Genomic DNA, 24,278 nt, shown 5'->3' on the forward strand with positions numbered 1-24,278 from the left:
ACCGTCCGGTTCGGTCCCGTTCTCGAGCGACACGTGGTTGAATGGAATTTATCGACCGGGGAACAGTGACTGTGTAGCTGACACTCATTTTTAGCTGCTATTCACGGATAATCGCATCCATATACACCTGTTTGATTATATAAACGCCGAGGAATTGGACACGCTTTTATAGAAGAACATTGGCGTTAGAGCAAGTAGTTTCATGAAGCCAGAACCACGTCTCGATGCTACCGCCGAGAGTAGCTCTCCGACCAGCGTCCATCACGATTTCACGGGGGACCAGACGGCTTCGCTCGCCGTTATCGAGACCGTCGCGGCCGTATCGGGGACGGATCCGATCGAGCTCCCGCCCCTCTACGACGTCATCAATCCGGACGCGCTCAACGCGCTTTTCGAACCCCACGAGCGTCGAACCGGCTCCGGCCTCCACGTGGAGTTTTCTTACAACGGGTTCGACATCGTCGTTCGCGAGGGTCCGGAGGTTGTCGTTCGACTCGAGGACTGAGAAGAACTGTCAAGTCATTCGGTGGCCTTGCTTTTCGCGGCGTAGAGCGGGCCGGGCGCGATTATGAACTACGCCGAGACGTTCCAGTTCGCTCGCTGCGCTCGCTCACGGGCTGCGACTCGTCTACTTCAAATCCCGCCGGTTCCGATGCTCGCCGCTCGCGGATTTGCTCGCCACGAGAAGCGGGCCGGGCGCGATTATGAACACACGGTCGATCGCTTCCTCGCTCACTCCGTTCGCGAGACTGCGCTCTCCCTGCGTTCAAATCGCGATAGCCGCTTTGCTCCTCGCGTGATTGCTCGGAGCAAAAGCGGGCCGGGCGCGATTTGAACACGCGACCGTCTGATTAAGAGTCAGACGCTCTCCCTAACTGAGCTACCGGCCCTGTACCTGCGACTTTTTCGTGGGCAGGGATATACGTTTCCCTTAGACGGCGTTGTGGCAGGCGTAACCATACGTCAACCGGCTCACAGCGTACGAGCCCGCCGTACGACGGTGGTACCGACACGAACGCACATTCGCTACGTAACAATCTTCGGGAGCGTTAAGTGCGGTCGGTCCGACCACACGTTCAATGAGTACGGGGGTTACGATCTCGTCGATCTCTGACTACGCGATCTTGGGCTGTGGGAGCGTCGGCTACGCCGTCGCGGAGGAACTCGTCGAACAGGGCAAGGACGTCCTGATCATCGACCGCGACGAGAGCCGCGTCGAGTCGCTCCGCGACCAGGACTTAGACGCTCGCACGGCCGACATCCGCGAGCCCGAAACCGCCGACCTCGTCGCCGACCGCGACGTCGTCCTCATCCTCGCCTCCGACGTCGAATCCAACAAACAGGCCGTCGAACACGTCCGCGCCGTCGACGACACCCAGTTCCTCGTCGCCCGCGCGAGCGATCCCGTCTCCGGCGACGAACTCGAGGAGCTCGGCGCCGACATCGTCATCAACCCTTCTTCGGTGATCGCCGAGTCCGCGCTTCGAGCCCTCGAGTCGGGCGAACTCGAGTACAACGCGGGGAAACTCGCCCAGCTATTAGAGCAGACCTCCGAGCGGCTGGCGATCGTCACGCAGGACAGTCCGGATCCGGACTCGATCGCGAGCGCGGCGGCCTTACAGGCTATCGCTTCCCATCTCGGCATCGAGTCGGACATCATCTATCTGGGTGACGTCGGTCACCAGGAGAACCGCGCGTTCGTCAACCTGCTGGGGATCGATCTGGTCCAGTGGGACGAGGTCGAGGACCACACGGTGTACGACACCGTCGCGCTGGTCGACCACGCGACGTCTTCCGAGATGGATCTCTCGGTGGACATCATCGTCGACCATCACGAACCCGAAGCGGAGTACGAACCCGAGTTCGTCGACATCCGACCCAACATGTCCTCCACGTCGACGATCATGACGAAGTACATCCAGGAGTTCGACATGAACGTCTCCGAGGAGGTTGCGACCGCACTCCTCTACGGTATCCGGGCCGAGACGCTGGATTTCAAACGCGACACTACCCCCGCTGATCTCACCGCCGCGGCCTATCTCTACCCGTTCGCCAACCACGACACGTTAGAGCAGGTCGAGTCGCCGTCGATGTCCCCCGAGACGTTGGACGTCCTCGCCGAAGCGATCACCAACCGGGACGTCCAGGGGAGTCACCTGGTCTCGAACGCCGGACTGGTCCGCGACCGCGAGGCGCTGACCCAGGCTGCCAGCCACCTGTTGGATCTCGAGGGCGTCACGACTACGGCAGTTTTCGGCATCGCCGACGAGACCATTTTCCTCGCCGGCCGCTCGAAGGACATCCGCATCAACATCGGCAAAGTGCTCGAGGACGCCTACGGAGAGATGGGCGAGACCGCAGGTCACTCGACGCAGGCCAGCGCGGAGATTCCGCTGGGCATCTTCACCGGCATCGAAATCTCGGATGATACGCGGGATACGTTGCTCGAGTTGACCGAGGAAGCGGTCAAACGGACGCTGTTCGACGCGATGGGCGTCGAAGGCACCAGCGAAGGCTCGAACGGGAACTGACGGACGAATCGATCCGAGGAGAAACTGTTCTATCGCCGCCGACTCTCACGACCGCCCACAGGGAACCGCCGTGCGAGTCGCTCGCAGTACCTTTCGACGAGTAACGAACAGTGCCGAGTCCCGCTCAGGCGATCAGTTCGTCCTCTTCCTCGTCGGGCTGGCGGACGCGTTCGACGACGTCGTTAATCAGAATCACGTCGCCGACGGCGCGAACCCAGCGGTAAGGCACGATAACGCCCTGTCCGCCGTGGGATGTGCTTGCGAACAGTTCGGAGTTCAGGTCGCCGAGTGCGAGTCCGGTGACGGTCTGGCCGTCGACGTTCAGGCGGAGATCCTCGACTTCGCCGACGAAGACGCCGTTGTTCGAGTACACCTCGCGTCCGACGAGAGAGGTAATTTCTTGCGGAGTGTCGTCCATGTCTGGGTTCATGCGTGGTGGACTCTTTAATCTTGGTCAGACATGACAGTCGTCGGGACGTGCATACGTGAAATCAAAACCAGTGTCCACCCGGCTGCCGCCCGGCTACTGGCCGTCGAGAACCGCGTCGACGGCCGTGTGATCGGACAGCAGTTCCTCCATCCGATCGACCGTCTCGGCGTCGCGCGTCCGGCCGCTCCGGACGATATCTTCGGCCCGCTCGACCGTCGTGAGCGTGTCCGTCTGCACCGAGAGGATCGCCAGCCCCTGCTCCGTCGCTTGCCCGATGATCGCGCCCGACGGCCGGTGACCCCCGGTCAGAATGAGACAGCGGACGCCGGGGGCCTCGAGCGCGGCCGTGTGGATCTCGGCACGGTCGCCACCCGTGATCACGGCCGCGTCTTTCGTCCGCCGGAAGTGACGCAGCGCGCTGTCCGGCCCCATCGCGCCGACGCTGAACCGTTCGACGTAGCCGTCCGTCTCGCCCTCGACGAGCGTCGTCGCGCCGAGTGCGTCTGCTAGCTCGGCGACCGTGACACCCGACAGCGTCCGTTCGCTCGGCACTGCCCCGAAGACCGGAACGCCTCGGCTCTCGAGGAAGGGAACGACGTCGGTTTCGAGCGGATCGTACGCCGCGTCCGCAACGTCGTTGAAGACGACACCGGCCAGCCGGTCGCCGAAGGCGTCGGCCGCGGCCAGCACGTCGTCGACGTCCCCGGGAACCGCGTACGAGGCGACGAGAACGACGCGAGCGTCCAGCAGCTCTGCGATGTCGACATCGGTCAGTTCGACGATCCCACCGATATCGTACTCGCCGCCGCCCTCGAGGAACACTCGATCGCGGTCGGCCGCGAGCGTCTCGAACGCCTCGACGACGCGCTCGCGGAGTTCCGCGGGGTCCTCGCGGCCGCGCATCGCCTGCTCGACGAACGTCGGCGAGTAGACGATCGGCTCCAGATCGTGCATCTCGGCCTCGAGGTCGAGCAGCTCTCGAGCGAGCATTGGGTCCTCGTCGAGCGTCTTGCCGACGTTGCTCTGCAGGCGAGTTCCCTTGGGCTTCATGTAGCCGACGCTGTCGCCCTCGCGCTGGGCGATCCGGGCGAGCGCGAGCGTGATCGCCGTCTTGCCGGTGCTCTCTTCGAGGGATGCGACGAGGATCGCGTCGGTGTCGCGCTCGCTCGCCGCGTCGCTCGTCGCGGCCGCGGTCGATTCGTCGGCGGCCGTCTCGGGGTCGGTGCCAGTAGCTGGGTCGGTGCCGGTCTCGGGGTCGGTGGGTGGGTCCGTGGGTTCGGTGTCGGTCATGCTTTCTCCGTATCGTCCGTCTCGAGCGTCTCCGCGTCGACGGTCAGTCTGAGATCGATCGCCTGTACGCCGTCCGGCCCCGCAACGAGCGGGTTCACGTCGAGTTCGAGGATCGCCGGGAAGTCAGTCACCAGCTGCGAGAGACGTTGAATCGTCTCGACGACTCCCTCGACGTCCGCGGGCTCGCGCCCGCGAGCACCGCGCAACAGCGGTGCGGCTCGAATCTCGTCGACCATCTCTCGGGCCTCGTCCGCCCCGATCGGGGCGACGCGAACCGAGGTGTCCTCCAGGATCTCGACGAAGATGCCGCCGAGCCCAAACAGTAGGAGGGGACCGAACTGCGGATCGCGGTTCACGCCGACGATCGTCTCGGTAGCGGTGTCGAGATCGACTAGCTCCTGGACCTGCACGCCGAGAACGGCCGCGTCGGGCTGGTAGTTACGCGCTCGAGCGACGAGGTCCTCGTAGGCGTCGTAGACGTCGTCGTCCGCAACGCCGACTTTGACGCCGCCGATATCGGACTTGTGGCTGATGTCGGGGCTGACGATCTTCATGACGACGTCGCCCTCGATCGACGCGGCGACCTCGCGCGCCCGTTCCGGATCGTCGACGATCTCGCCCTCGGGCGTCGGGATGCCGTAGGCCTCGAGCAGGTCCATCGACTCGACGCCGAGTCGGTTGTCGTCGCGGTGTGCGGCTCGCGCGAGGACCTCGCGGGCCCGTTCGCGGTCGACGTCGAAGCGCTCGGGGTCGTCGACGGTCCGCTCACGGATCTCCCGGAAGCGGGCGAGCGCGTCGAGTCCTGAGACCGCTCGCGCGGGATCGAAGTAGTTCGGGATGCCAAACTCCCGGAGAACCTCCTCGGCGGCCCGTGCGCGCTCGCCGCCCATCAGGGAGGTGACGACGGGCGTATCGTGATCCTCGCGTTTCTCGATCACCGTCTCGGCGAGTTTGTCGTACTTGAGGACGGCGGTCGGCGCGCTGACGACGACCGCGCTGCCGACGTTCGGATCGCCGAGTGCGGTGTCGAGCGCCTCGCCGAAGCGTTCGACGTCCGCATCGCCGATGGCGTCGATCGGGTTGTAGACGTTGGCCTCCTCAGGCATCGTCTCGGTCAGTGCGGCGATCGTCTCGTCGGTGAACGTCGCCATCTCGAGACGGGAGTCCCCCACCGCGTCGGTCGTGAGCACGCCGGGACCGCCGGCGTTCGTGACGACGGCGACGCCGTCGTGTTCGGGTTCGGGGAGCCCCGACAGCGCCCGCGCGTAGTCGAACAGTTCCTGGACGGAGTTAGCCCGAATCACGCCGGCCTGCTCGAGGCCGGCTTCGTAGGCGCGCTCGCTGCCGGCGATGGCTCCCGTGTGCGAGGAGGCGGCCTGTGCCCCGGCGTCCGTCCGGCCCGATTTGACGAGGACGATCGGCGTGTCGTCGGTCACCTCGCGAGCGGCGTCGATGAACTCGTCGCCGTCGTCGATCCCCTCGAGGTAGCCAATGATGACGTCGGTGTCCGGATCGTCGCCCCACTCGCGAACGAAGTCGGTCTCGTCGAGGACGGCCTTGTTACCGAGCGAGACGACGTCCTGAAAGCCGATCTCCTGTTCGTTGGCCCAGTCGAGGACGGCGGTGATGAACGCCCCCGACTGGCTCATAAAGGAGATCGACCCCTCGAGTGCGTTCTCGGGGCCGAACGTGGCGTTCATCCCGTTCGGCGTCGACATGATTCCGAGGCTGTTCGGCCCGACGACGTTGAGATCGTACTCGTCGGCGACCGCGCGGAGTTCGCGTTCGCGCGTGGCACCTTCACCGCCCGTCTCGGCAAAGCCGGCGGTGATGACGACGGCGTTCTCCGTTCCGGCCTCGCCGGCGTCCCGCAAGGTTTCGATCACGGCATCGGGCGGAACCACGACGATCGCCAGATCGACAGCCGGCGCGCTCGACACGTCTGCGTAGCACTCGATCCCCAGCACCTCCTCGCGCGTCGGGTTGATCGGCACGACCTCGCCGTCGAACTCGTCGCGTAAGTTCTCGAGGATCGCCCGACCGACGGCACCCTCGCGGTCGGTGGCTCCGACTACGGCGACGGATTGGGGATCGAAGAGTGCGGATAACCGTCCCATCGTTCGACGAATCGGGCCGCGTCGGATTAAAGGCGTCCCCTGCTCCCACAATCGGGGAGCCGGTGCCGATCTGCTGGCAGTTCAGTGCATCGAGAGCGCGGCCGACCGTTCGGAGAAGACGACTGCGAGCACGTAGATGAGAATCGCGACGACGATGATCGACCCGCCCGACGGGAGGCTCTGACTGATCGCGAACGCGAAGCCGCCGAGCACCGAAATCTGCCCGATCAGGATCGAGAGGTAGAGCGTCTCCCGAAAGCTGCGGGCGATCTGCGAGGCCGCCGCGACGGGGATCACGAGCATTCCGGCGACGAGAATCACGCCCAGTACCTGCATCGCGCCGACGACCACGACCGCGGTCATGACGACGAGCAGAGTGTTGTACCAGCCGACGTTGAGCTGGGCAACGCGGGCGGCCTGTTCGTCGAACGTGATAAAGAGCAGCTGTTTGTACGTAAGCGCGACCACGCCGACGACGGCGACGCTCAACACGGCCATCAGGCGGGCACCGCCCGCGGTGACGACCGCGAGGCTGCCGAAGAGGTAGGCCTCGATGTCGATGGACACCGGAACGGTGCCCCGGCCCCAGCTGATGAGCAAGGTTCCGACGGCGAAGCTCCCGCTGAGCATGATCGCGATCGGCACGTCGCCGAACGTATTCGTGCGTTCGGTCAGCCACTGGACGGCCAGCGCGCCGAGGATACTCACGACGAGCGCGATGAACAGGAGCGATCCCTCGAGTCCCGTACTCCCCGATCCGAGCCCGGTCACGCCGATTACGATGAGCCCGACCGCGACGCCGGCGAATGCCGTGTGCGCGAGCGTCTCACCGATCAGAGCCATCTGCCGGTGGACCAGATAGGTGCCGACCAGCGGTGCGACGATCCCGATGAGAACGCCGGTCGCGATCGACCGCCACATGAACGGGTGCTGGAAGACGTTCGTTCCGAACCAGTAGTCCATCCATTGGCCGACGATCATGACCTGTTCGAAGACGAACCCGATGGCGGGATCGATCCCCGTCGCCGAGTAGAACGTGTCGACTACGGAATACGAGTCGGCGTACGGATACAGCCGGAGCCAGTCGAGCGCGATGAACCCGATCATCACCGCCGCCAGCAGGCCGACCACGACGATCCCGAACAGCTGGAGCAGGCGGAACGTATCGGCCGCAGCGGCCGGTGTCGTAGTGGTCGTACTCGAGACGTCCGGATCGACGGCGTGGTCTTCGCCTTGACTCATTGCTCACTCATCGGTCAGTGGTGGTGGTGGACGACCGTGCCCGTCGTCCCGTACGCTTCGGCCAGCGCGTCGCTCTCGACGAACGACTCGGTGTCGCCGTGGTGGTACAGTTCAGTGTTGATGCAAGCGATACGATTCGCGCGGTCCGTGACGACGCCGATGTCGTGTTCGATCAGAACGATCGTGATTCCCGAGTCATTGAGGGTCTCGAGTAGCTGGTAGAAGGCGTCTCGAGACTCGGCGTCGACGCCGACTGTCGGCTCGTCCAGCGCGAGCAGGTCGGCCTCCGACGCCAACGCTCGCGCGATGTAGGCGCGCTGGCGTTGGCCGCCCGAAAGCTGGTTGACTCGGCGGTCGGCCAGGTTCGTGATGCCGACCGTCTCGAGCGCTTCGTCGGCGATTTTGCGGTCCTCGTGGGTCATTCTCGAGTGACCGACGTGGGCGAAGCGGCCCATCCGAACGCACTCGCGGACGGTGACCGGCATGGTGCCGCCGCCGCTGGTCGCCTGCTGGGAGACGTAGCCGATCCGGTCGCCCTGGTCGAACTCCTCGACGGGCTGGCCGAACAGCTCGATCTCCCCGCTGTCGGGCGAGTGCAGCCCGAGCATGAGGTGTAACAGTGTCGTTTTGCCGGAGCCGTTGGGACCGATCAGGCCGAGGAAGTCGCCCTCCTCGATGGCCAGCGACACGTCCGTGACCGCGGGCTGTCCGCCGTAGGCGAACGACACGTCCCGAACGTCGATGACCGAGCTCACTGTGTATTCACTCCGGTTTCGGACGCGGATGCGCTTAGTTCTTCCAGTTTCGATGCCGCTTCCGCTTTGGTCGGTTCGGTCGATTGTCCGACCGTCCCGCGCGACACCGCGATCATTCCGCACCGAGCGCTTTTCGCAGGGATGGCAGGTTCAGCTCCTCCATCTGTTCGACCCATCCCCAGCCGTCGTCCTCCCACTCCTGGGTCGTCCCCTCCGCGGGGCTGATCGGCTCCGCGTTCTCCGCATTGCTGTTCTCGAGGAGATGCTCGACGTCGGTCGGTAGTGATCCCTCGTCGCCCTCGAACGGGTCGTAGAGGATCGTCTCGATGTCGTTGTCGTCGATGATCTCGATCGTATCGGCGAGATCCCCAGACGTGACGCCGGCGTCCGGCGAAATATCCTGGGCCGTGTGGATCTCGAACCCGTACCGGTGCTCGAGGTACTGGAACGAGTCGTGCCCGGCGAGGACGGCGACGTCGCGTTCTGCGTTCGCTGAAAGGTCGTCGAACTGCTGGTGGACCGCCTCGAGGCGGTCGACGTACTCCGCGGCGTTCTCCTCGTACACCTCGGCGTTATCCGGATCGGCTTCGGCGACCCCATCGGCGATCGTCTCGACGATCTCTCCTGCGAGGACGGGATCGACCCAGACGTGCGGGTCGTAGGACTCCGGCGGCTCGGCGTCCTCGACGACATCCGCTCTCATATTGTCCGCGCTCGTGTCCCAGACGACCTCGCCGTCGGCGACGAGTTCGAAGACGATTCGAGTTTGTCCGGTTTCGAGGCCACGGAAGACGACGTGATCGCCTTCGGACTCGATCTCGAGGACGTCCTCGTTCGCGCCGTCGACGACTCGCGCGTCGAGTTGGAACGGCTCGGTCTCGCCGAGTGGTAGGACGCGACTGTTGGCGTCCTCGAACACACCCTCGACGGCAGTCGTGCCACCGACCGGGATCTCGGGGAGTTCGCCGTGCCAGTGATCAGCGCTGGTATGCCAGTAGGCGACTTCGGTGCCCGACGGCCGGTCGTAGACGTCGAAGGTTCTAACGGAGACATCGGCCGGATCGTCGTCATACTCGTCGGGCTGGCGGTCGGCACCATCGCTATCGTCGTCGCCGAGCGGGAGCAACTGGCTCTCGAGTCCCGCCATTCCGTCGATCAGCGTGACGTGGTCGTAGTCGGTTTCGATGTCGGCGGCGATATCCTGTGCCCAGTCGAACTCGACGGTATCGAGGTAGACGAAGACGTCGCCGTCGACGATGTCGCGCTGGATATCGGCCGGCGGTTCCTCGCCGTGGCCCATCTCGCCGGTCGGGATGGGGTTTTCGAACTCCATTTCGTCACCAGCAACCTGTTCCGCCCAGTCGTGCAGTGCGAAAAACGCTGCATACCCCCCTTCTGTGGCGTCGCTGTCGGGCTCGCTCAAACAGCCGGCGAGCGTACTGAGGGCGACCACGCCGGCCCCCGACTGCAGCACCGAACGGCGTGTACGGTTCATACCGGACGAAGTCGATGCGTGGTTAAAAGTATTATTATCTCGAAGAGAGTGTTTAATAACTGCTGCCACCGGTCTCTCGAGTGTTAGCAACAACTAAAAACGGGGAACTAGCTCGCTTGAAGCCAAACCACGACTCAACGAACAACGACGTTAGTGGTCGTCGTCGTGATCATGGTCATCGTCGTGGTCGTGATCATCATCATGATCGTCGTCGTGGTCATGGTCGTGATCGTCGTCGTGATCGTGGTCGTGGTCGTCGTCCATGTCGACGTGTTCTTGCTCGCCGTCGCCGACCTCGATCTCGAGTTCGGGCGTCTCGTAGACGACCTCGTCGTCCTCGACTAACTGGAAGACGATATCGGTGAATCCCTCCTCGTCTCCCTCGACGTGGAGGTGGTCGCCGTGGGGGTCGACGGAGACGATTTCGTCGGCCCCCTCGTAGATCTCGGCGTCGAGTTCGACGTCTTCGCCGAGTTCGACTTCGTCGCCGTTGGCATCCTCGACGTAGGCACCGAGCGAGACGTAATCACCGTCCGGGACCATCAGCGGACCGTGGTCCCAGTGGTCGCCGTGAACGTAGGCGATGACGTCCTCGTCGTGGTCTCGGTCGAGCAGGTGGAACTCCTCGATCTCGAGGGATTCCACGTCGTCTCCACCGTTTTCGTCGCCATTGTCATCGTCGCCGTTGTCGTCGTCTCCGTCATCGTCGTCACCACCGAGACAGCCGGCGAGACCAGCAAGTGTAATCGAACCGGACGCTGCGAGCAGCTTTCGGCGAGTTGCCGATTGTGGGTCTACGGTCATGATAGGTATCATCGGAGAGTTGCGACTCATTAGTAATGAAGTTGACGATGTTAATAATGGAGAATAAGCAGAGTTGGGAAGATGCTAAACACTCGTCGAACAACTCGCTGCGCCCACGAGGGCCAAAAACAGGGACGGAGGAGTTTCACCGAGACGTCGCGTGTTAGCCGGTGACGACCGTCGGCTCGGCGTCCGCAAGCCGTCGTAGCTCGTCGGGATCGATGGGGAAGACAGCCTCCGGCGTCCCCGCGGCCGCCCAGACGGTTTCGTGCTCGAGCAACGTTTCGTCGACGACGACCGGAACGGGTCGGTCGTGACAGAACGGCGGCACGCCGCCGATCGACCAGCCGAGTTCGTCTTTGATCTCCCCGGCGTCCGCCATCGAGACGGCGTCGCCGCGTACGTCGAACGCCGCACCGAGTGCGGCCTCGTCGACTCGGTTCGCACCGCTGGTCACCGAGACGACGAGCGAGCCGTCGACGTCGAACACGAGCGAACTGGCGATCTGGCCGACGTCACAACCAACCGCGTCCGCGGCGTCGGCTGCCGTTTTCGTTCCTTCGGGAAACTCCTCGACGTCGGGGTCGAACTCGTACTCGTCGCGGGCGCGTTCTGCGAACGCCGTCGCACGTGGATGCATGGGCTCTTGTTACGATCAGGGCCACAAAAACGTTCACTCGAGCGAGACCGAGAGCCGAACGCCGTTTCGACGTCGGTACGCCGGCAACTTCCCCGTCTCGCGGTCACGAACGACGTCGAAGACGTCGAACCGGACGACCAGCCGTCCGGGATCGATCGTCGCCCGCAGGACCGGTCCGCGACTCGTGACGACGACGTACGGCGGCGCGGCGACCGGCTGCGCTCGCAGTTCGTAGCCCGTCGCGTCGACGACGTCGGCGAGCACGAGCGGCAGCTGCTCGAGCAGCCCGGTCGCCTCGAGCGCCCCTCGAAGCCCGTCGACCACCGCGTCGCGGTCGGTCGTGCGAGCGGTGTCCCAGGGGTCGGCGACCTGCGTCGCGCAGTGATCGATGCCGTCGACGATCGCGGCGTGCTCGTCCTGAATCCGGCGTCGAACGTCTCGGACCGGGTACGACACGGCTACGACTGCGAGTGGGAGTCACTAAGGTGTCCCGACTCGCTTCCGGCTACTCTCGCCGGCGTTCGACGGTCCCGATCTTCAGCGTCTGTACGTGCCGTGCCACCGTTCGTAGCGCTCGTCGCCACGCCGGATCGTCCGTCGCCGCTCGTTGGTGTTCCTCGAGTTCACGTCGGAGTCGTTCGTTCGCCTCCGACAGCTCCCGGTTTTTGGCTTCGAGATCGTCGACGCGGTCCTCGAGTCGGTACCGACGATCCCGCTGGGCCTCGAGATCGAGTTGAATCTGATTTCGCTCGCGTTCGAGCCCGTCTACGCGGTCGACGAGTCGCTCGCGCTCGCGTTGGTCATCGTCGACGAACGACTCGCGGTCGGTCGCAGCGATAGACTCCTCGGAGAGAGCCACCTCCTCGTCGTCGGTCTCGGACTCGTCTTCGGGGACGAGATAGCCAGTTCCGATGGCGTTGACGACGGCGCCCGAGAGCAGGATGAGGCCGCCGAAGTAGAGCCACGTCAACAACAGGAGGATGGCACCGACTGCGCCACCACCCGAGTCGGCAGCGAACGCGACGTACACGCGAAAAAGCGACTGCAGTGCCATCCAGCCGACGGCCGCGACGATGACGCCGGGAATCACCTCACGTTTGGAGATCCCCTCGACGTCGGGGAAGTAGTAGTACATCGGATAGAACGCGGCCGTGAGCACGATGAGGAGCAGCAGCGACTGCAACAGACCGAACCCGGGAATGCTCGGCAGGAACGCGAAAACGATCCCCATGCCGGCCGCCGCGATCAGCGCGCCGCCGATCGCACCGAAGACGAGCAGGGCGTCACGAAGCTGTTCGACGAACGAGTTCTCACCGGCCGTTCCGTAAATCTCGGAGAAGGCCGTATCCAACCCCCTGAAAATCTTCAGCGACCCCCAAACGAGGATGACGACGCCGATGATCGTCGACCCCGCCGTCGCGGGTGAGTCCTCGAGGGACTCCTCGACGAGCAGCTGGCCGCTCTCCGGGAGGGTGCCCTGTGTCGTCTCCGTGACCTGTGTCGCGAACTGCTCGTCCGGGACGAGCGTCACGAGGAAGAAGACGAGCACGAGCAACGGGATCAGCGAGATGAACGCCTGATACGCGATGCTCGCGGCCATGAAGGGCACGTTCGTCTCCTGAATGCCGTCGACGACCGTCTTTCCGAAGGCGATGCCGTCCCGAACGTCCGTAGACATACGAGACAAACGGCACTGGACCATGATAGCCCGTTGGCTTGCAGCCACCGTGTCCCTTAACCCGCCTCAGCTATCTCTCGGAGGGCTCTCGGTGCCGTCCTCTATAATCGAGTCGACCGCGCCCCGAGTCGGCAGCGCGGTCATCGCTCCCGTCCCGGTCGTGGTCGTCGCCGCGACCGCATTTGCGAACGCGAGCGTCGCCTCGAGCGATCGGTCGTCGCGCAACCCGGCGATCACGCCCGCGACAAACGCGTCGCCGGCGCCGGTCGTATCGACGACGTCGACGTCGAACCCGGGGTGGTCGACGAGTCGAAGATCGGTTTCGGCCGCAGTCGACCCCGAATCGGCCGTCGTCCACGGTGCACGCGGAGACGACAGCCCGACGGCTCCCTCGCCTCCACGCGTCACGAACACGGTATGCGGGCCGTCTTCCGCTCCACCGTCCTCGAGTACGGCTCGAGCAATTGCTTCTGATTTCGACGACGACGCAGCGCCCGGTTCCGAGTCGGACTCCGTCGACGCCGAGCCGGCCTCGAACCCGAGCCGCTCGAGCTCCTCGACGGTCGCCTTGCAGACGTCGACGTGAGCGAGCGCGTCGCGAACGACGCGGGCGAAGGTCTCCGCGTCGGGCCATAGCTCCGGCCTGAAGTTCGGATCGAACGAGGTGGTACAGCCCGCCGCGGACGCCCGCTCGAGGAGGTCCAGCGTCGCCTCCCGCGACGCGCCGCTCGCGAGGGTGACGCCGCCGGCGTGAACCCACTCGAGGTCCGCGAGCGTCGCATCGTCGACTCGGCCGGGCTCGAGGCGCGTATCCGCCGTTCGGTCGCGATAAAAGCTGAACTCGCGGTCGCCCGTCTCGTCGTGGGTGACGAACGCGAGCGTCGTCTTGGCGTCGGCGTCGCGCTCGACGAATCGGGTCGGAAGCCCCGCGTCCGAAAGCGTCGATTCGAGGTAGCGACCGAACGGATCGTCGCCGACGCGGGTCCAGAACTGGGGCGCGTGCTCGAGGCGAGCGAGCCCGACGGCGACGTTTGCCGGCGCACCGCCGGGTCGACGCTCGAAGCCCGGGACGTCCTCGAGCGGTCCCGGTCGCTCGGGCAAGAAATCGATCAGCGTCTCGCCGGCCACGAGTACGTCGTGCGTCATAGCTGCCACTCGCGTAGCCGACAAGTTAGGCGTACCTGTGTCGCTCGAGTGCTCTCGAGGGGGGAGCGTTGCAGACGGTCGCAAACGAGAGCGGAGAGGAGAGTTCGAAACGCAGTCAGCGAGGACGGCTGACCGGCGAAGAGCGGGTGGGACTGTTCGTGTGTCGCCGGTTAGAGGACGATGCTCTTCTTGCGGAGCATCGCGTGAATCGAAGCGTCGAGACCCTCGCGGCCGATACCGGAGTCCTTGTTGCCGCCGAAGGGGATGTCGCCGAGGCCGTGGCTCGGCGCGCCGTTGATGCGGACGGCGCCGGCGTCGACGCGGTTCGCGACGTCCATCGCCCGGTTGTGGTCGCTGGTGAAGACGGCGGCGTCGAGGGCGAGGTCGGAGCCATTGGCGATCTCGAGCGCCTCCTCCTGGTCCGAGAAGGTCGTGACGACGGCGACGGGACCGAACTGCTCTTCGTCGACGATGCGGGCGTCGTGGGGGACGTTCGCGAGCAGCGTCGGTTCGAAGAACTGGTTGCCCAGTTCCTCGGGGACGCCCTCGGGGGCGCGTCGCTCGCCACCGCGGACGAGATCGGCACCCTTCTCGACCGCGTCTTCGACGAGTTCCTCGACCCAGTCGGCCTGGTCTTCACTGATAAGGGGGCCAAAGGCGGTATCCTCGTCGAAGAGGTTTCCGGCCGTCCAGCTATCCATCTGGCCGTCGATTAGCTCGACGAGTTCGTCGTGGATCGACTCGTGGGCGAGCACGCGAGAGATGGCCGAACAGCGCTGGCCGGCGTACTTGAACGAGCCCTTGGCGCAGTTGCCCGCGACGTCCTCGAGGTCGGCGTCGTCGAAGACGATCGCCGGCGCGTTGCCGCCGAGTTCCATGTGGAGGTTGACCATGCCGCTCTCGCGGGCGACGTGTTTGCCGGCCCCCGAGGAGCCGGTCATCGCGATGGCGTTGACGCGGTCATCGCCCGACAGCACGTCGCCGATCTCGCTGGCTTCGCCGGGGACGAAGTTGAACGCGCCGTCCGGAATGCCGTCGACGTCGGCGATGACGTCCGCGAGGATCGCGGCCGAGATCGGCGTCTTGCTCGCCGGTTTGAGCAGGACGCTGTTACCGGCGGCGAGTGCAGGGGCAACCTGTAACGCCGTCGTCGCTAACGGATAGTTGTACGGCGTGATACAGAGCACCGCACCGATCGGTTCGTGTTTGACGATGGCTTGCCAGCCCTCGTGGCCCTCGGTCGAGCCCTCGCGATACTCGCCCTTGCTGACGATGTTTCGAGCCTCTTCGGCCGCGCGGTCGAATCGCTCTGCGGCTTGGCCGACCTCGCCGCGTGCCGAGGAGACCGGTTTGCCGGCCTCGCGGACGATGATCTCCGTCAGTTCCTCCTCGCGCTCACGAAGCCCGTCAGCGATCTCCTCACACCAGGTTGCGCGCTCGACGACCGACGTCTCGCGCAGTTCCGGTTTGATCTCGTGGGCCGCCTCGAGCGCGGTCTGTGCCGTCGCCGGATCCGCGGCGTCCACCTGGGCGAAGGTGCCGCCGTCGGCGAGATCCGAGACCGTGATGACGTTCTCCATCTCGAGCCACTCCCCGTCGACGTAGATCCGCTCTCTCCGCTGTGCGACTCTCGTTGCCATACGAACGCTTAGGACGCCCACACTAAAAATGTTTACTCACTCTCGAAAAAACTACACTTCGTGTGGTGGTAGCAGCCACCAGTAGTGAGGGAGTGACACGACCCGAAATATAACGGCACAATAGGAAACAATGGTTCTCTTTTGCGAAAGAATATTTCTGTCATGGGAAATCTTTAAGTGGAACGCGCGTGTAGTATCGAAACACGATGAGCACCCAGAAGACCGTCCGTCAACAGGCCGACGTCGTCGAGGAGAACGAACTTCGCCTCGATCAGGAGAAGGCCGAACAGATCGTCGAAGCGCTCAACACGGAGCTGGCGAACGCGTACGTACTGTACCACCAGCTCAAAAAGCACCACTGGGTCGTCGAGGGCGCGGAGTTCCTCCCACTCCACGAGTTCCTCGAGGAGGCCTACGAAAACGTCGAACACGGCGCTGACGTCATCGCAGAACGCGCACAGGCGCTCGGCGGCGTCCCCGTCTCCGGCCCGACCAACTTAGAACGTCGCGCGACCGTCGAGTTCGAGGGCGAGGACGTCTACGACGTCCGGACGATGTTCCAGAACGACCTCGAAATGTACGGCGACATCATCGAGTCGATGCGCGACAGCATCGAACTCGCGGAGAACCTCGGCGATTACGCCACCACCGAGATCTTGCGTGAGATCCTCGTGACGCTCGAGGAAGACGGCCACCACTTCGAGCACTACCTCGAGGACGACACCCTCGTGCTCGAAGAGGCGACGAAATAGAGCGCCTGACGACGACGGCAGTCCGCTTCGATTCTCGTATTTTTCACCCGCCGTGAGCGACGGTCGTCGCTCGCGTTTGTCACGCGACGAGCCGCCAAGTGCGGTCGAGAGATCGCCCCCTCAGCCGCGCTGATAGATAATTTCCGCGAGGAGTGCGACGCCGACAAGACCCAGCAGCGGCCGGATCGGGTCGACGTATGCGGCCAGCCACGACGCGCTGAAGAGCGCGACGAGTACCGCGTTGCAGTGTGGACAGGCGACGGCGACGAACCCGCCCGCCGCACCGCCGTACGCACAGCCGTCGCCGCCGCAGTCGTCGAGCGTCGCTCGCTGCGTGACGTACGCGCCGACGAGAACGGCCGTCAGCGACAGCAATCCGTAATCGAGTGCGGTTCGGGGAACCATGCGGTCGAACAGCGACGTCTGGAGGAGACCGGTGACGACGCCGGTGAACAGGAAGAATCCGCCCGCAGCGAGAGCGCCCCGCAGGAGCGCCGCTCGAGTGACCTGCATGATTCTCGGGTTCGAGGGCGGCGTACAAAGCCGCTGTGACTGTGTGTTCGAGACGGAAGTCGATTCGGGTCAGCGAGTGGAGGTCGATCCGGGTCGGCAAGACGAGAGAGATTCGACCAGACGAGGTCGAGCGCGGTCGCTTCGCTCGGTCCCGAAGCGGTCGTCCAGCAGCGAGGCGTGGGAGTCGGGGGTCCCGGCCGACTTACCGCTGGAGGTCGACGGCGCAATCGGCGGCGATCCAGCCGTCGGTGTTGCCGCGTTCGGTGATGATGAGTTTGCCGGGGCGGGGCTCGTGGCTGCTCACGACCGCCGACGGCTCCTCGAGCGTCTCGGAGTCGGAATCGGAATCCTGCCTGCGGGCGGGTACGTCCATCACGTGTTGTTAGGCGAGCCTAAATCTAAAAAGGTTTTGGTCGGCCTAAGATCGTGGGAGTTCGGAAGCGCGCTCGCCTCGAGTGGTGGCATGGGTTACTTTCACACCGATTGCGACCGTAGCCGCGCGTATGGAGTACGACGTCGTCCAGGGCGACATCGCCGCACAGTCCGCCGACGCGCTCGTCAACGCCGCCGGGACGAGCCTTCGAATGGGATCGGGCGTCGCCGGCGCGCTCAGGCGAGGCGCGGGCGAGGAGATCAACGAGGAGGCCATGGACGAGGGACCGGCCGACCTCGGCGAAGTCGCGGTCACCGACGCCTACGATCTCGACGCCGACTACGTGATACACGCGGCGGCGATGCCCCACTACGGGGACGGACAGGCGACAACGGAGAGCATTCGCGACGCGACCCGGAACGCGCTCGAGCGCGCCGACGATCTCGGCTGTCAGTCGCTCGTGCTCCCGGCGCTGGGCTGTGGCGTCGCCGGCTTCGACCTCGCGGACGGAGCTGAGATCATCGACGAGGAGATTCGCGACTACGAGCCCGACGTACTCGAGGACGTTCGGTTCATCGCCTACAGCGACGAGGAGTACGATACCGTACGCGCGGCGACCGGGAGAACGACCCAGTCCGAGTTCGCGGCGGCGGACGAGGTCGATCGGTAACTGTGTGCCGAGTCCCGTTCGGTCACGGCCGTCCGTTCACTCGACGGTTACTCGCGCCGAGCCGCCCGTTACCATCACCTCGTAGTAGCCGTCGGTCGGGATTTCGACGTCGAAGGTCTCCTCGTCCTCGACGGTTTCGTCGAGCACGGGTCCGGAGTACGCCGTGGCTCCGTCCTCGTCGCCGTCCGCGTTCTCGACCGTTTCGTCGAGATCGTAGCTGATCCAGACGTCGACGGCGTCCCCGTCTTCGACGGTTACGGTCACCTCGAGTTCGTCGCCCTCGTCGGCCTCGAAGGATTTGCCGTCGTCGTCCTCGAGCTCCGCGGATAGCTCCGCCTCGTCACCGAACGCACAGCCGGCCAGCGCGGCTGTGGCGGCGGTCGCAACGCCTGTCACAAATCGTCGTCGGTCCATGGATCCGTGCTCAACGACGACAGTGTTAATATCACGGTTGTCACTCACGACAGGATACCGACCGATATGAAACGAGACGACGGCAGAACGGGACTGATAGCAGAACCAAACGGTCAGTACCGAAACGGATCGCGTTCGCGGGTTACTCGAGCGAGAGGCCGCGAATCTCTACGCTCTCGCCGTCCTCGACGCGACCGATGATCCGGCCGTCGGTGGCGGACGCGAGGTCGTCGGCTCGATCTTCGGGGACGGCGACGACGAAGCCGGTGCCCATGTTGAACGTTCGGTGCATCTCCTCGTCGGTCACGTTCCCTTCCTCCTGGACGAACTCGAAGATCGGCTGGGCCGGGAACGGCTCCTCGACCACGTACTTGCGGTCGCCCATCCGAAGCAGATTCGTCCAGCCACCGCCCGTGATGTGGGCCGCCGCGCGGACGTCGTATTCGCGCATCGGCTCGAGCAGATCCGTGTAGATCCGCGTCGGTCGGAGCAGTTCCTCGCCGATCGATCGTTCGGGGTTCGGGGGAAACTCGTCGGTGTAGTCGTGTGCCCGCGTTACGGCCTCCCGAGCGAGCGTCAGCCCGTTCGAGTGGATGCCGTTCGAGGCGAAGCCGACGAGCACGTCGCCGACCGCAGCTTCGCCCTCGAGAATATCGTCCTTCCCGGCGAGTCCGGCGCAAGTGCCCGCGAGGTCGAAGCCCGAGACGACCTCGGGCATGACGGCCGTCTCGCCGCCCAGCAGGGTCATGCCGGACTCCTCGAGACCGACGGCGAGCCCCTCACCGATCTCGTTCGTCAGGTCGTCGTCCGGTTCGTCGATCGCGAGGTAGTCGACGAAGGCGACGGGTTCGACGCCCGCCGCAACGAGGTCGTTAACGTTCATCGCGATGCAGTCGATCCCGATCGTCGAGAAGTCCGAGACCGCTTCCGCGACGATGAGTTTCGTCCCAACGCCGTCGGTCGCGAGCGCGAGATAGCGGTCGCCGATGTCGAGCAAGCCGGCGTACTCGGTCGTCAGGTCGCTGCCGAACGCCTCGAGCAGCGCCGCGGTCGCGTCCTCGCTGGCGTCGATATCCACGCCCGTCTCGGCGTAGGTGAGCCGTTCCTCCCCGCTCCCGTCGTCCGCTGAATCGGTCATGTCTGAACGACCTCCCGGGGCGAGCAAAAGGTCACCGGTCCGCTCGAGGCATGGGGTCGTCCGTCGAACTCAGAACAGACCGACGAATAACACCACGTATCCCGCGAGCAGCACGCTCGGGACGAAGACGAGAGCGAAGATCCCCTTGTTCCAGTCGTAGACCGATTTGCCGTCGAGCGGGCCGAACGGGATCATGTTGAACGCCGCCAGCAGGAGATTGATCCAGATGCCCATCTGTCCGATGGTACCGAGCAGGCCGGGAAAGAGCATCAGCGGGAGGAACATGAGCGCGAGCAGGTGGTTGGTGATCGGACCGGCGAGGGCGATCATCGCGTTCTCCTTTTTCGTGATTCGGCCCCGGTGGTAGACGGCTCCCGGCGCGGCAAAGAGGAGCCCGATCAGCGCGCTCATGATCGCCAGAAACAGCATCTGGTAGTCCGCGCGGAACTCGGCGATCTGGCCGTACTCGATCGCGACGACCTTGTGGGCGAGTTCGTGTAACAGGAAAGCGACGCCGACGGTGACGAAGCTCAGGCCGACCATCGCGCCGAAGTAGCCGATATCGGCCAGCCCGCGGTGAATCGGGGCGAACAGCAGCGCGAACGCGACCGAAAGCGTGACCCACGCCACCGCGAGATCGAACAGCTCCTTGCTGGAGAAGGTCAACTCGGGCTCCGATCGGCGGGTTCGCGTGCTCATGATGGTCGTTCGCTGGCGCTCATGTCAGCAGTCCTCTGAGCAGTTCGAGCGTGTTCTCGGCCCCCTGGAGCAGTTCCCCGAACAGCGCGTCGACGCCGCCGATCTCGGGGGCCAGCCACGGGAGGACGACGACCGGGAACAGCAGCGTGGCGATCATGCTCCCGATGTTTGTCAGTGCGACGATCATGATGAGCCGGAACAGCGGCACGTCGAACATCTCCGAAAGCGCGTCCTCCATCGGTCGATCGGCGTCGCCGACGATGTCGTTGAGCCGCTGGATGTCTCGCACGTTGACCGGCCGGTGTCGGAGTTCGACGTAGCCGGCGAACCAGCCCGGAGCCAACAGCGGGTTGATGCTGGTCAGCCAGGCGACCGCGCCGCCGACGCCCGCGCTGGTCCAGCGCGCGCCGGCGAGGCGCGCGAGCGTGAACGCGAAGAAGCCGTTGAACAGGAACCACGCGGCGAACAGTTGCAGGAGGAACGTATCCTGCACGCCGGCCATGATCAGGAGGAAAAAGAAGCCGACGAAGCCGAGCGTGACGAGGTAGCCGACGATTTTCACTGGGGAGAACCGCCGCCCCGAGGCGGCTCCGGAGAGCGACTCGAGCGTCGGGATCTCCGTCGGATTCGCCAAGTGACGTTCGATACCGGCTTTGTGGCCGGCGCCGACGACGGCGACGACGTCGTACCCCTGAGAACGCAACTGGTGGAGATGGTTCGCGATGTAGGCGTCGCGTTCGTCGATCAGTGCGTTCGCCCCGCGGGGGCTAAACTGGCGGAACTCCTCCATCATCGCTCTGACGACGTCGCCGTCGGTCATCTCCTCGATGTCGACCTCCTCTATGTCCTCGACGTCGCTGCCGAGAGCGTCGAGGAAGAGTCCGACCACGGCACCGATAGCGACCCCAATACCGAGACCGGCGACGACGCCGACCGTTCCCCGGATCGCGTAGGTGCCGGCGCTCTCGAATGTTCCCGCCGAGACCGGCCCGACGAACGTCTCGGTCGCGACCAGCGCGAGACAGCCGCCGACGCCCAGCACCGCACCCCCGATGAGTCGTATCGAGAAGCCGCTGAGTACGCCGGTCGACTCGCCGACCGACTCGAGCGAGGGGAGAAAGAGCAGTCCGACGAGCGCCCCGCCGACGGCCCCGCCGATGGCGGCGCCGGCGTACTGGAGCGTGGTCGCGTCGGAGATACCGAGCAACAGCACGTCGCCGAGACCGAGCATCGGGGCGAGGAACGCGGCGAAGACGAACCCGGCGAAGAGACCGGCTGCGGCACCGAACGCGAGTCCGATGGTTCGCGGGTCGGTAACGCCGAGGGCGAGTCCGCCGATCATCTTCAGCTTCTCGGTGAACGATAACCGGCTCCAGAACCGCTGGATCGTCACCTGAATGTCCCGGTCGACGAGTGCGACGCCGCTTCCGTTGCGTTCGGCGGCTTCGATGGCGGCGCGCATGTCCGCACCGGGTTCGATGTCGAACCGTTCGCCGAGTCGCGACTGGACGTAAGAAAGCATCCAGTAGGCCAGAAACTGGAAGACGGTGTTACCCGAGAGGAGGTCCTTGGCCTCGATATCGTCGGGTGCCCCGCCTTGCATCTGGTTGTACCGGTCCTCGTCGAGTTCGACGGCGACGACGTCCGGCTGTTCCCGATCGATCGTTTCGTGGACTTCGTCGACGCTCGCCTGCGAGACGTGTGCCGTCCCGAGGACGTGCACCGAGCCCTCCTCGTCAGCAGGGGGCTCCGGTGGCTCCGGCACGCCGGCGTCGCCTGCATCGCTCATTAGCGGATCAACTCGGCGGGGACTTTTACCAGTATCGAACTCCGGGGAAATAATAAATTCGGTTCGTTTTCTGTTGTATCTATATATGGGAAGGGTTGTCCGTCGGATATGGTTCCGTTCGCGAACGGCGACGACAAGAGTGATTGGGGACGTCGCGCAAGAACGACCGATGACGAATCTCATGGAGACGCTGGTCGAGAATCGCGAGATGGTCCAACCCAACCACGCCAACATGCTCGATACGGCCCACGGCGGGAACGTGATGAAGTGGATGGACGAGGTGGGTGCCATGTCGGCCATGCTCTTTTCCGGCGAGACCTGCGTCACCGCACGGGTCAATCAGATGAACTTCGAGCGCCCGATTCGCGTTGGCGATACGGCCTACATCACGGCCTACGTCTACGACTCCGGGACCTCGAGCGTGAAGGTTCGACTGATCACCGAGCGCGAGGACCTGCGAACTCGACAGCGCGAGAAAACCACCGAGTCCTACTTCGTCTACGTCGCGATCGACGAGCACAACGAGCCGACGGCGGTTCCCGACCTGACCGTTAGCAGCGAGGGAGCGGAGCGGCTGCGACGGGAGGCACTCGAGGGAGAGAACGGCGACTGTTGACCGCCACCACTACGAATCGGTGCACGGCCGTTCGGCGTCAGTCGAACCGAACCGTCTCGGCTTTCGGATCGATCTCGACGCGGGCCCCGATCGGGATCGGCGTCGTCGGATAGGTGTGTCCAAAATCGACGTCGAAGACGATCGGTGCGTCGGGGTTGTAGCGGTCGAAGACACTCGAGATCGCCTCGCGCTGATTTGCTCGATACTGTTCGCGCTGGTCGGACGGCGTATCCTCCAGGTGCGACCGCGCCGCCGGTCGGCCGACGAGCACGCCGTCGAATCGCTCGAGCAGTCCCCGCTCGCCGAACGCGCGAAGTACACCCGCGACCCAGGTGTGGGTCGGCAGTTGCTCGGACGTTTCGAGAGCGAGGATCGCACCGTCGAGATCGGTCGGATTCGGGAGATCTCGGCCGGCAAGGTACCGCTGGTCGAGGATTTCGAGGCAGCCGCCCCAGAGGCGTCCCTCCACGGTGCCTCGTCCACCGGCCCAGCGCCAGCCCGGGTTCGACTCGGTCTCGCGAGGCGTCTCGAGCGAGTCCGGGTCCGCCCAGTCGCCGGGTTCGTCGGTGAACTTTGGAGCCGCCTCGAGCGCCCCGAACGAGTCGTCGAAGAACGCACGCTCGACGTACTCGGTCGTGTGCTCGAAGAGTTGTCCATCCATTCCGAGTTCGACGATCACGCTCGGCCCGTAGTAGGACACGATGCCGAGATTCCACAGCGAGAGTGCGAGTTGCGTGTTATCGCTGTAGCCGTAGAATCGGGTCGGATTCTCGCGCAGCACGTCGGAATCGAGGTGCTCGAGGATGCGTATCTGGTCGTTGCCGCCTTTCGTGCTGATCACGCCGCCGATCTCGGGGTCTTCGAACGCGTCCATCACGTCTCGAGCGCGCTCTGCGGGGTGATCGGCGAGATAGTCCGCGCTCTTCGTTGCCGTCGGGTACTCGACCGGTTCGAGGTCGAACACCTCGCGGAGTCGTTCGAGACCGAGTTCGTAGACGTGCGGAAACCGCTTCGCGCCGTTCGAGGCCGGCGCGACGACCGCGATCCGATCGCCGCGCTCGAGCGGCGGGGGCGTGTCGAATTCCGTCATGCACAGACGCTGTCGCTACGCCAGTAAATCAGTTCGGGCAACACTCGCGGGTAGTTCACAGTCCCCACGACCACTCGTATCGTCTCTGTGGATCCGGAAATCGTAATAAAACGGCCCCTCGAAAAACTGACTTCAGTTCTGGGCGCTGTCGCCGTCACCGTCGCCCGAGAGCGAACCGAACTCGACTTCTCTGGCTTCCTCGAGGTAGCTACTCGCGGAGTCGTGGGTGTCCGCGACGGTCATTCCGATCATCGCACCGATCGCGCCGCCGGTGCTGGCTGCGTTTCGACTGAAGACCGAACCGACTGCGGCCCCGACCGCCGCACCCATGGCTGCATACCGGGCGCGGAGCAGGACACGTTTGAGACGTGCTTTCATACATTTAGTACCGTTACAGTTACTGATAAATATGTCTCTCGGATGCACGATCTGCAGCGGATCGGCCGATATCGATAC

Annotated in this window: 25 protein-coding genes and 1 tRNA gene; 5 read left to right on the forward strand and 21 right to left on the reverse strand. The window is 64.6% G+C overall.

Going from position 1 to position 24,278, the window contains the following annotated elements; translation table 11 throughout:
* Positions 1 to 202 precede the first annotated feature (202 nt).
* The gene (gene ddfA / locus ACSFDB_RS00630; RefSeq protein WP_440769133.1) at positions 203 to 505 is read left to right on the forward strand and encodes a DdfA family disk-determining factor; all 303 of its coding nucleotides are present in this window, start codon (positions 203 to 205) and stop codon (positions 503 to 505) included.
* Between the two features lie 311 nt (positions 506 to 816).
* Here the strand turns inward: ddfA and ACSFDB_RS00635 are convergent.
* Positions 817 to 890: transfer RNA gene (locus ACSFDB_RS00635), tRNA-Lys, on the reverse strand.
* 189 nt (positions 891 to 1,079) lie between these two features.
* On the opposite strand from ACSFDB_RS00635, the gene ACSFDB_RS00640 reads away from it, so the two are divergent.
* Complete coding sequence (locus ACSFDB_RS00640; protein ID WP_440769134.1) at positions 1,080 to 2,531, forward strand: DHH family phosphoesterase; 1,452 nt, start codon at positions 1,080 to 1,082, stop codon at positions 2,529 to 2,531.
* Between the two features lie 124 nt (positions 2,532 to 2,655).
* Here the strand turns inward: ACSFDB_RS00640 and ACSFDB_RS00645 are convergent, their stop codons facing one another.
* The 12 genes from ACSFDB_RS00645 to ACSFDB_RS00700 form a co-directional block, all read right to left on the reverse strand.
* A complete protein-coding gene (locus ACSFDB_RS00645) occupies positions 2,656 to 2,949 on the reverse strand; it encodes a PRC-barrel domain-containing protein (protein WP_440769135.1) in 294 nt (97 codons plus the stop codon).
* A gap of 105 nt (positions 2,950 to 3,054) precedes the next feature.
* Positions 3,055 to 4,251: a phosphotransacetylase family protein gene (locus ACSFDB_RS00650; protein ID WP_440769136.1), complete on the reverse strand. Its 1,197-nt coding sequence runs from the start codon at positions 4,249 to 4,251 to the stop codon at positions 3,055 to 3,057.
* Positions 4,248 to 6,368, reverse strand: a complete 2,121-nt coding sequence (locus ACSFDB_RS00655; protein WP_440769137.1) for an acetate--CoA ligase family protein — start codon at positions 6,366 to 6,368, stop codon at positions 4,248 to 4,250. Before ACSFDB_RS00655 ends, ACSFDB_RS00650 begins: the two co-directional genes overlap by 4 nt.
* Before the next feature lie 81 nt (positions 6,369 to 6,449).
* On the reverse strand, positions 6,450 to 7,610 hold the full coding sequence (locus ACSFDB_RS00660) for a metal ABC transporter permease (RefSeq protein WP_440769138.1): 1,161 nt from the start codon (positions 7,608 to 7,610) through the stop codon (positions 6,450 to 6,452).
* A gap of 14 nt (positions 7,611 to 7,624) precedes the next feature.
* A complete protein-coding gene (locus tag ACSFDB_RS00665; protein ID WP_440769139.1) occupies positions 7,625 to 8,365 on the reverse strand; it encodes a metal ABC transporter ATP-binding protein in 741 nt (246 codons plus the stop codon).
* A 112-nt stretch (positions 8,366 to 8,477) separates the two neighbouring features.
* On the reverse strand, positions 8,478 to 9,860 hold the full coding sequence (locus ACSFDB_RS00670; RefSeq protein WP_440769140.1) for a metal ABC transporter solute-binding protein, Zn/Mn family: 1,383 nt from the start codon (positions 9,858 to 9,860) through the stop codon (positions 8,478 to 8,480).
* Positions 9,861 to 10,010: 150 nt separating this feature from the next.
* Positions 10,011 to 10,664 carry a hypothetical protein gene (locus tag ACSFDB_RS00675; protein ID WP_440769141.1) on the reverse strand — a complete coding sequence of 218 codons (654 nt, stop codon included), beginning with the start codon at positions 10,662 to 10,664 and terminating at the stop codon, positions 10,011 to 10,013.
* A 163-nt stretch (positions 10,665 to 10,827) separates the two neighbouring features.
* Positions 10,828 to 11,304: a YbaK/EbsC family protein gene (locus ACSFDB_RS00680; protein WP_440769142.1), complete on the reverse strand. Its 477-nt coding sequence runs from the start codon at positions 11,302 to 11,304 to the stop codon at positions 10,828 to 10,830.
* A gap of 33 nt (positions 11,305 to 11,337) precedes the next feature.
* Positions 11,338 to 11,760, reverse strand: a complete 423-nt coding sequence (locus ACSFDB_RS00685) for a DUF7988 family protein (protein ID WP_440769143.1) — start codon at positions 11,758 to 11,760, stop codon at positions 11,338 to 11,340.
* Between the two features lie 49 nt (positions 11,761 to 11,809).
* Entirely contained in the window at positions 11,810 to 12,982 is a 1,173-nt protein-coding gene (locus tag ACSFDB_RS00690; protein ID WP_440769144.1) for a YhjD/YihY/BrkB family envelope integrity protein, read from the reverse strand.
* Positions 12,983 to 13,048: 66 nt separating this feature from the next.
* On the reverse strand, positions 13,049 to 14,128 hold the full coding sequence (locus ACSFDB_RS00695) for a carbohydrate kinase family protein (RefSeq protein WP_440769145.1): 1,080 nt from the start codon (positions 14,126 to 14,128) through the stop codon (positions 13,049 to 13,051).
* 170 nt (positions 14,129 to 14,298) lie between these two features.
* Complete coding sequence (locus ACSFDB_RS00700) at positions 14,299 to 15,768, reverse strand: aldehyde dehydrogenase family protein (RefSeq protein ID WP_440769146.1); 1,470 nt, start codon at positions 15,766 to 15,768, stop codon at positions 14,299 to 14,301.
* 206 nt (positions 15,769 to 15,974) lie between these two features.
* Between ACSFDB_RS00700 and dpsA the strand changes: the two genes are divergently transcribed.
* Positions 15,975 to 16,520 carry a DNA starvation/stationary phase protection protein DpsA gene (gene dpsA / locus ACSFDB_RS00705; RefSeq protein WP_090306991.1) on the forward strand — a complete coding sequence of 182 codons (546 nt, stop codon included), beginning with the start codon at positions 15,975 to 15,977 and terminating at the stop codon, positions 16,518 to 16,520.
* A 120-nt stretch (positions 16,521 to 16,640) separates the two neighbouring features.
* Here dpsA and ACSFDB_RS00710 read toward each other — a convergent pair whose 3' ends face one another.
* Both ACSFDB_RS00710 and ACSFDB_RS00715 read right to left on the reverse strand, forming a co-directional pair.
* Positions 16,641 to 17,033 (reverse strand): hypothetical protein, encoded by a 393-nt coding sequence (locus ACSFDB_RS00710; RefSeq protein WP_440769147.1) that lies wholly within the window; start codon positions 17,031 to 17,033, stop codon positions 16,641 to 16,643.
* A 202-nt stretch (positions 17,034 to 17,235) separates the two neighbouring features.
* Positions 17,236 to 17,406, reverse strand: a complete 171-nt coding sequence (locus ACSFDB_RS00715) for a hypothetical protein (protein WP_440769148.1) — start codon at positions 17,404 to 17,406, stop codon at positions 17,236 to 17,238.
* A 130-nt stretch (positions 17,407 to 17,536) separates the two neighbouring features.
* Here ACSFDB_RS00715 and ACSFDB_RS00720 point away from each other — a divergent pair, with 130 nt between their 5' ends.
* Positions 17,537 to 18,076: a macro domain-containing protein gene (locus ACSFDB_RS00720; protein ID WP_440769149.1), complete on the forward strand. Its 540-nt coding sequence runs from the start codon at positions 17,537 to 17,539 to the stop codon at positions 18,074 to 18,076.
* Positions 18,077 to 18,112: 36 nt separating this feature from the next.
* On the opposite strand, the gene ACSFDB_RS00725 is transcribed toward ACSFDB_RS00720, so the two are convergent.
* The 4 genes from ACSFDB_RS00725 to ACSFDB_RS00740 form a co-directional block, all read right to left on the reverse strand.
* On the reverse strand, positions 18,113 to 18,472 hold the full coding sequence (locus tag ACSFDB_RS00725) for a hypothetical protein (RefSeq protein ID WP_440769150.1): 360 nt from the start codon (positions 18,470 to 18,472) through the stop codon (positions 18,113 to 18,115).
* A gap of 160 nt (positions 18,473 to 18,632) precedes the next feature.
* A complete protein-coding gene (gene purM, locus ACSFDB_RS00730) occupies positions 18,633 to 19,628 on the reverse strand; it encodes a phosphoribosylformylglycinamidine cyclo-ligase (RefSeq protein ID WP_440769151.1) in 996 nt (331 codons plus the stop codon).
* 69 nt (positions 19,629 to 19,697) lie between these two features.
* Positions 19,698 to 20,327 carry a zinc metalloprotease gene (locus tag ACSFDB_RS00735; protein WP_440769152.1) on the reverse strand — a complete coding sequence of 210 codons (630 nt, stop codon included), beginning with the start codon at positions 20,325 to 20,327 and terminating at the stop codon, positions 19,698 to 19,700.
* 19 nt (positions 20,328 to 20,346) lie between these two features.
* Positions 20,347 to 22,116, reverse strand: coding sequence for a TraB/GumN family protein (locus ACSFDB_RS00740; protein ID WP_440769153.1), 1,770 nt, complete (start codon positions 22,114 to 22,116; stop codon positions 20,347 to 20,349).
* Between the two features lie 169 nt (positions 22,117 to 22,285).
* On the opposite strand from ACSFDB_RS00740, the gene ACSFDB_RS00745 reads away from it, so the two are divergent.
* Positions 22,286 to 22,732: an acyl-CoA thioesterase gene (locus ACSFDB_RS00745; RefSeq protein WP_440769154.1), complete on the forward strand. Its 447-nt coding sequence runs from the start codon at positions 22,286 to 22,288 to the stop codon at positions 22,730 to 22,732.
* Between the two features lie 37 nt (positions 22,733 to 22,769).
* On the opposite strand, the gene ACSFDB_RS00750 is transcribed toward ACSFDB_RS00745, so the two are convergent.
* Positions 22,770 to 23,822: a S66 family peptidase gene (locus ACSFDB_RS00750; protein WP_440769155.1), complete on the reverse strand. Its 1,053-nt coding sequence runs from the start codon at positions 23,820 to 23,822 to the stop codon at positions 22,770 to 22,772.
* 132 nt (positions 23,823 to 23,954) lie between these two features.
* Entirely contained in the window at positions 23,955 to 24,200 is a 246-nt protein-coding gene (locus ACSFDB_RS00755; protein ID WP_440769156.1) for a glycine zipper 2TM domain-containing protein, read from the reverse strand.
* Positions 24,201 to 24,278: the final 78 nt, after the last annotated feature.

This window comes from Natronorubrum amylolyticum (assembly GCF_052040145.1).
Taxonomy (GTDB): Archaea; Halobacteriota; Halobacteria; order Halobacteriales; family Natrialbaceae; genus Natronorubrum.

Coding starts and splice junctions, on each gene's coding strand:
- ddfA (WP_440769133.1), top strand. CDS start 203: ATGAAGCCAGAACCACGTCTCGATGCTACCGCCGAGAGTAGCTCTCCG.
- ACSFDB_RS00640 (WP_440769134.1), top strand. CDS start 1,080: ATGAGTACGGGGGTTACGATCTCGTCGATCTCTGACTACGCGATCTTG.
- ACSFDB_RS00645 (WP_440769135.1), bottom strand. CDS start 2,949: ATGGACGACACTCCGCAAGAAATTACCTCTCTCGTCGGACGCGAGGTG.
- ACSFDB_RS00650 (WP_440769136.1), bottom strand. CDS start 4,251: ATGACCGACACCGAACCCACGGACCCACCCACCGACCCCGAGACCGGC.
- ACSFDB_RS00655 (WP_440769137.1), bottom strand. CDS start 6,368: ATGGGACGGTTATCCGCACTCTTCGATCCCCAATCCGTCGCCGTAGTC.
- ACSFDB_RS00660 (WP_440769138.1), bottom strand. CDS start 7,610: ATGAGTCAAGGCGAAGACCACGCCGTCGATCCGGACGTCTCGAGTACG.
- ACSFDB_RS00670 (WP_440769140.1), bottom strand. CDS start 9,860: ATGAACCGTACACGCCGTTCGGTGCTGCAGTCGGGGGCCGGCGTGGTC.
- ACSFDB_RS00675 (WP_440769141.1), bottom strand. CDS start 10,664: ATGACCGTAGACCCACAATCGGCAACTCGCCGAAAGCTGCTCGCAGCG.
- ACSFDB_RS00680 (WP_440769142.1), bottom strand. CDS start 11,304: ATGCATCCACGTGCGACGGCGTTCGCAGAACGCGCCCGCGACGAGTAC.
- ACSFDB_RS00690 (WP_440769144.1), bottom strand. CDS start 12,982: ATGTCTACGGACGTTCGGGACGGCATCGCCTTCGGAAAGACGGTCGTC.
- ACSFDB_RS00695 (WP_440769145.1), bottom strand. CDS start 14,128: ATGACGCACGACGTACTCGTGGCCGGCGAGACGCTGATCGATTTCTTG.
- ACSFDB_RS00700 (WP_440769146.1), bottom strand. CDS start 15,768: ATGGCAACGAGAGTCGCACAGCGGAGAGAGCGGATCTACGTCGACGGG.
- dpsA (WP_090306991.1), top strand. CDS start 15,975: ATGAGCACCCAGAAGACCGTCCGTCAACAGGCCGACGTCGTCGAGGAG.
- ACSFDB_RS00710 (WP_440769147.1), bottom strand. CDS start 17,033: ATGCAGGTCACTCGAGCGGCGCTCCTGCGGGGCGCTCTCGCTGCGGGC.
- ACSFDB_RS00715 (WP_440769148.1), bottom strand. CDS start 17,406: ATGGACGTACCCGCCCGCAGGCAGGATTCCGATTCCGACTCCGAGACG.
- ACSFDB_RS00720 (WP_440769149.1), top strand. CDS start 17,537: ATGGAGTACGACGTCGTCCAGGGCGACATCGCCGCACAGTCCGCCGAC.
- purM (WP_440769151.1), bottom strand. CDS start 19,628: ATGACCGATTCAGCGGACGACGGGAGCGGGGAGGAACGGCTCACCTAC.
- ACSFDB_RS00735 (WP_440769152.1), bottom strand. CDS start 20,327: ATGAGCACGCGAACCCGCCGATCGGAGCCCGAGTTGACCTTCTCCAGC.
- ACSFDB_RS00740 (WP_440769153.1), bottom strand. CDS start 22,116: ATGAGCGATGCAGGCGACGCCGGCGTGCCGGAGCCACCGGAGCCCCCT.
- ACSFDB_RS00745 (WP_440769154.1), top strand. CDS start 22,286: ATGACGAATCTCATGGAGACGCTGGTCGAGAATCGCGAGATGGTCCAA.
- ACSFDB_RS00750 (WP_440769155.1), bottom strand. CDS start 23,822: ATGACGGAATTCGACACGCCCCCGCCGCTCGAGCGCGGCGATCGGATC.
- ACSFDB_RS00755 (WP_440769156.1), bottom strand. CDS start 24,200: ATGAAAGCACGTCTCAAACGTGTCCTGCTCCGCGCCCGGTATGCAGCC.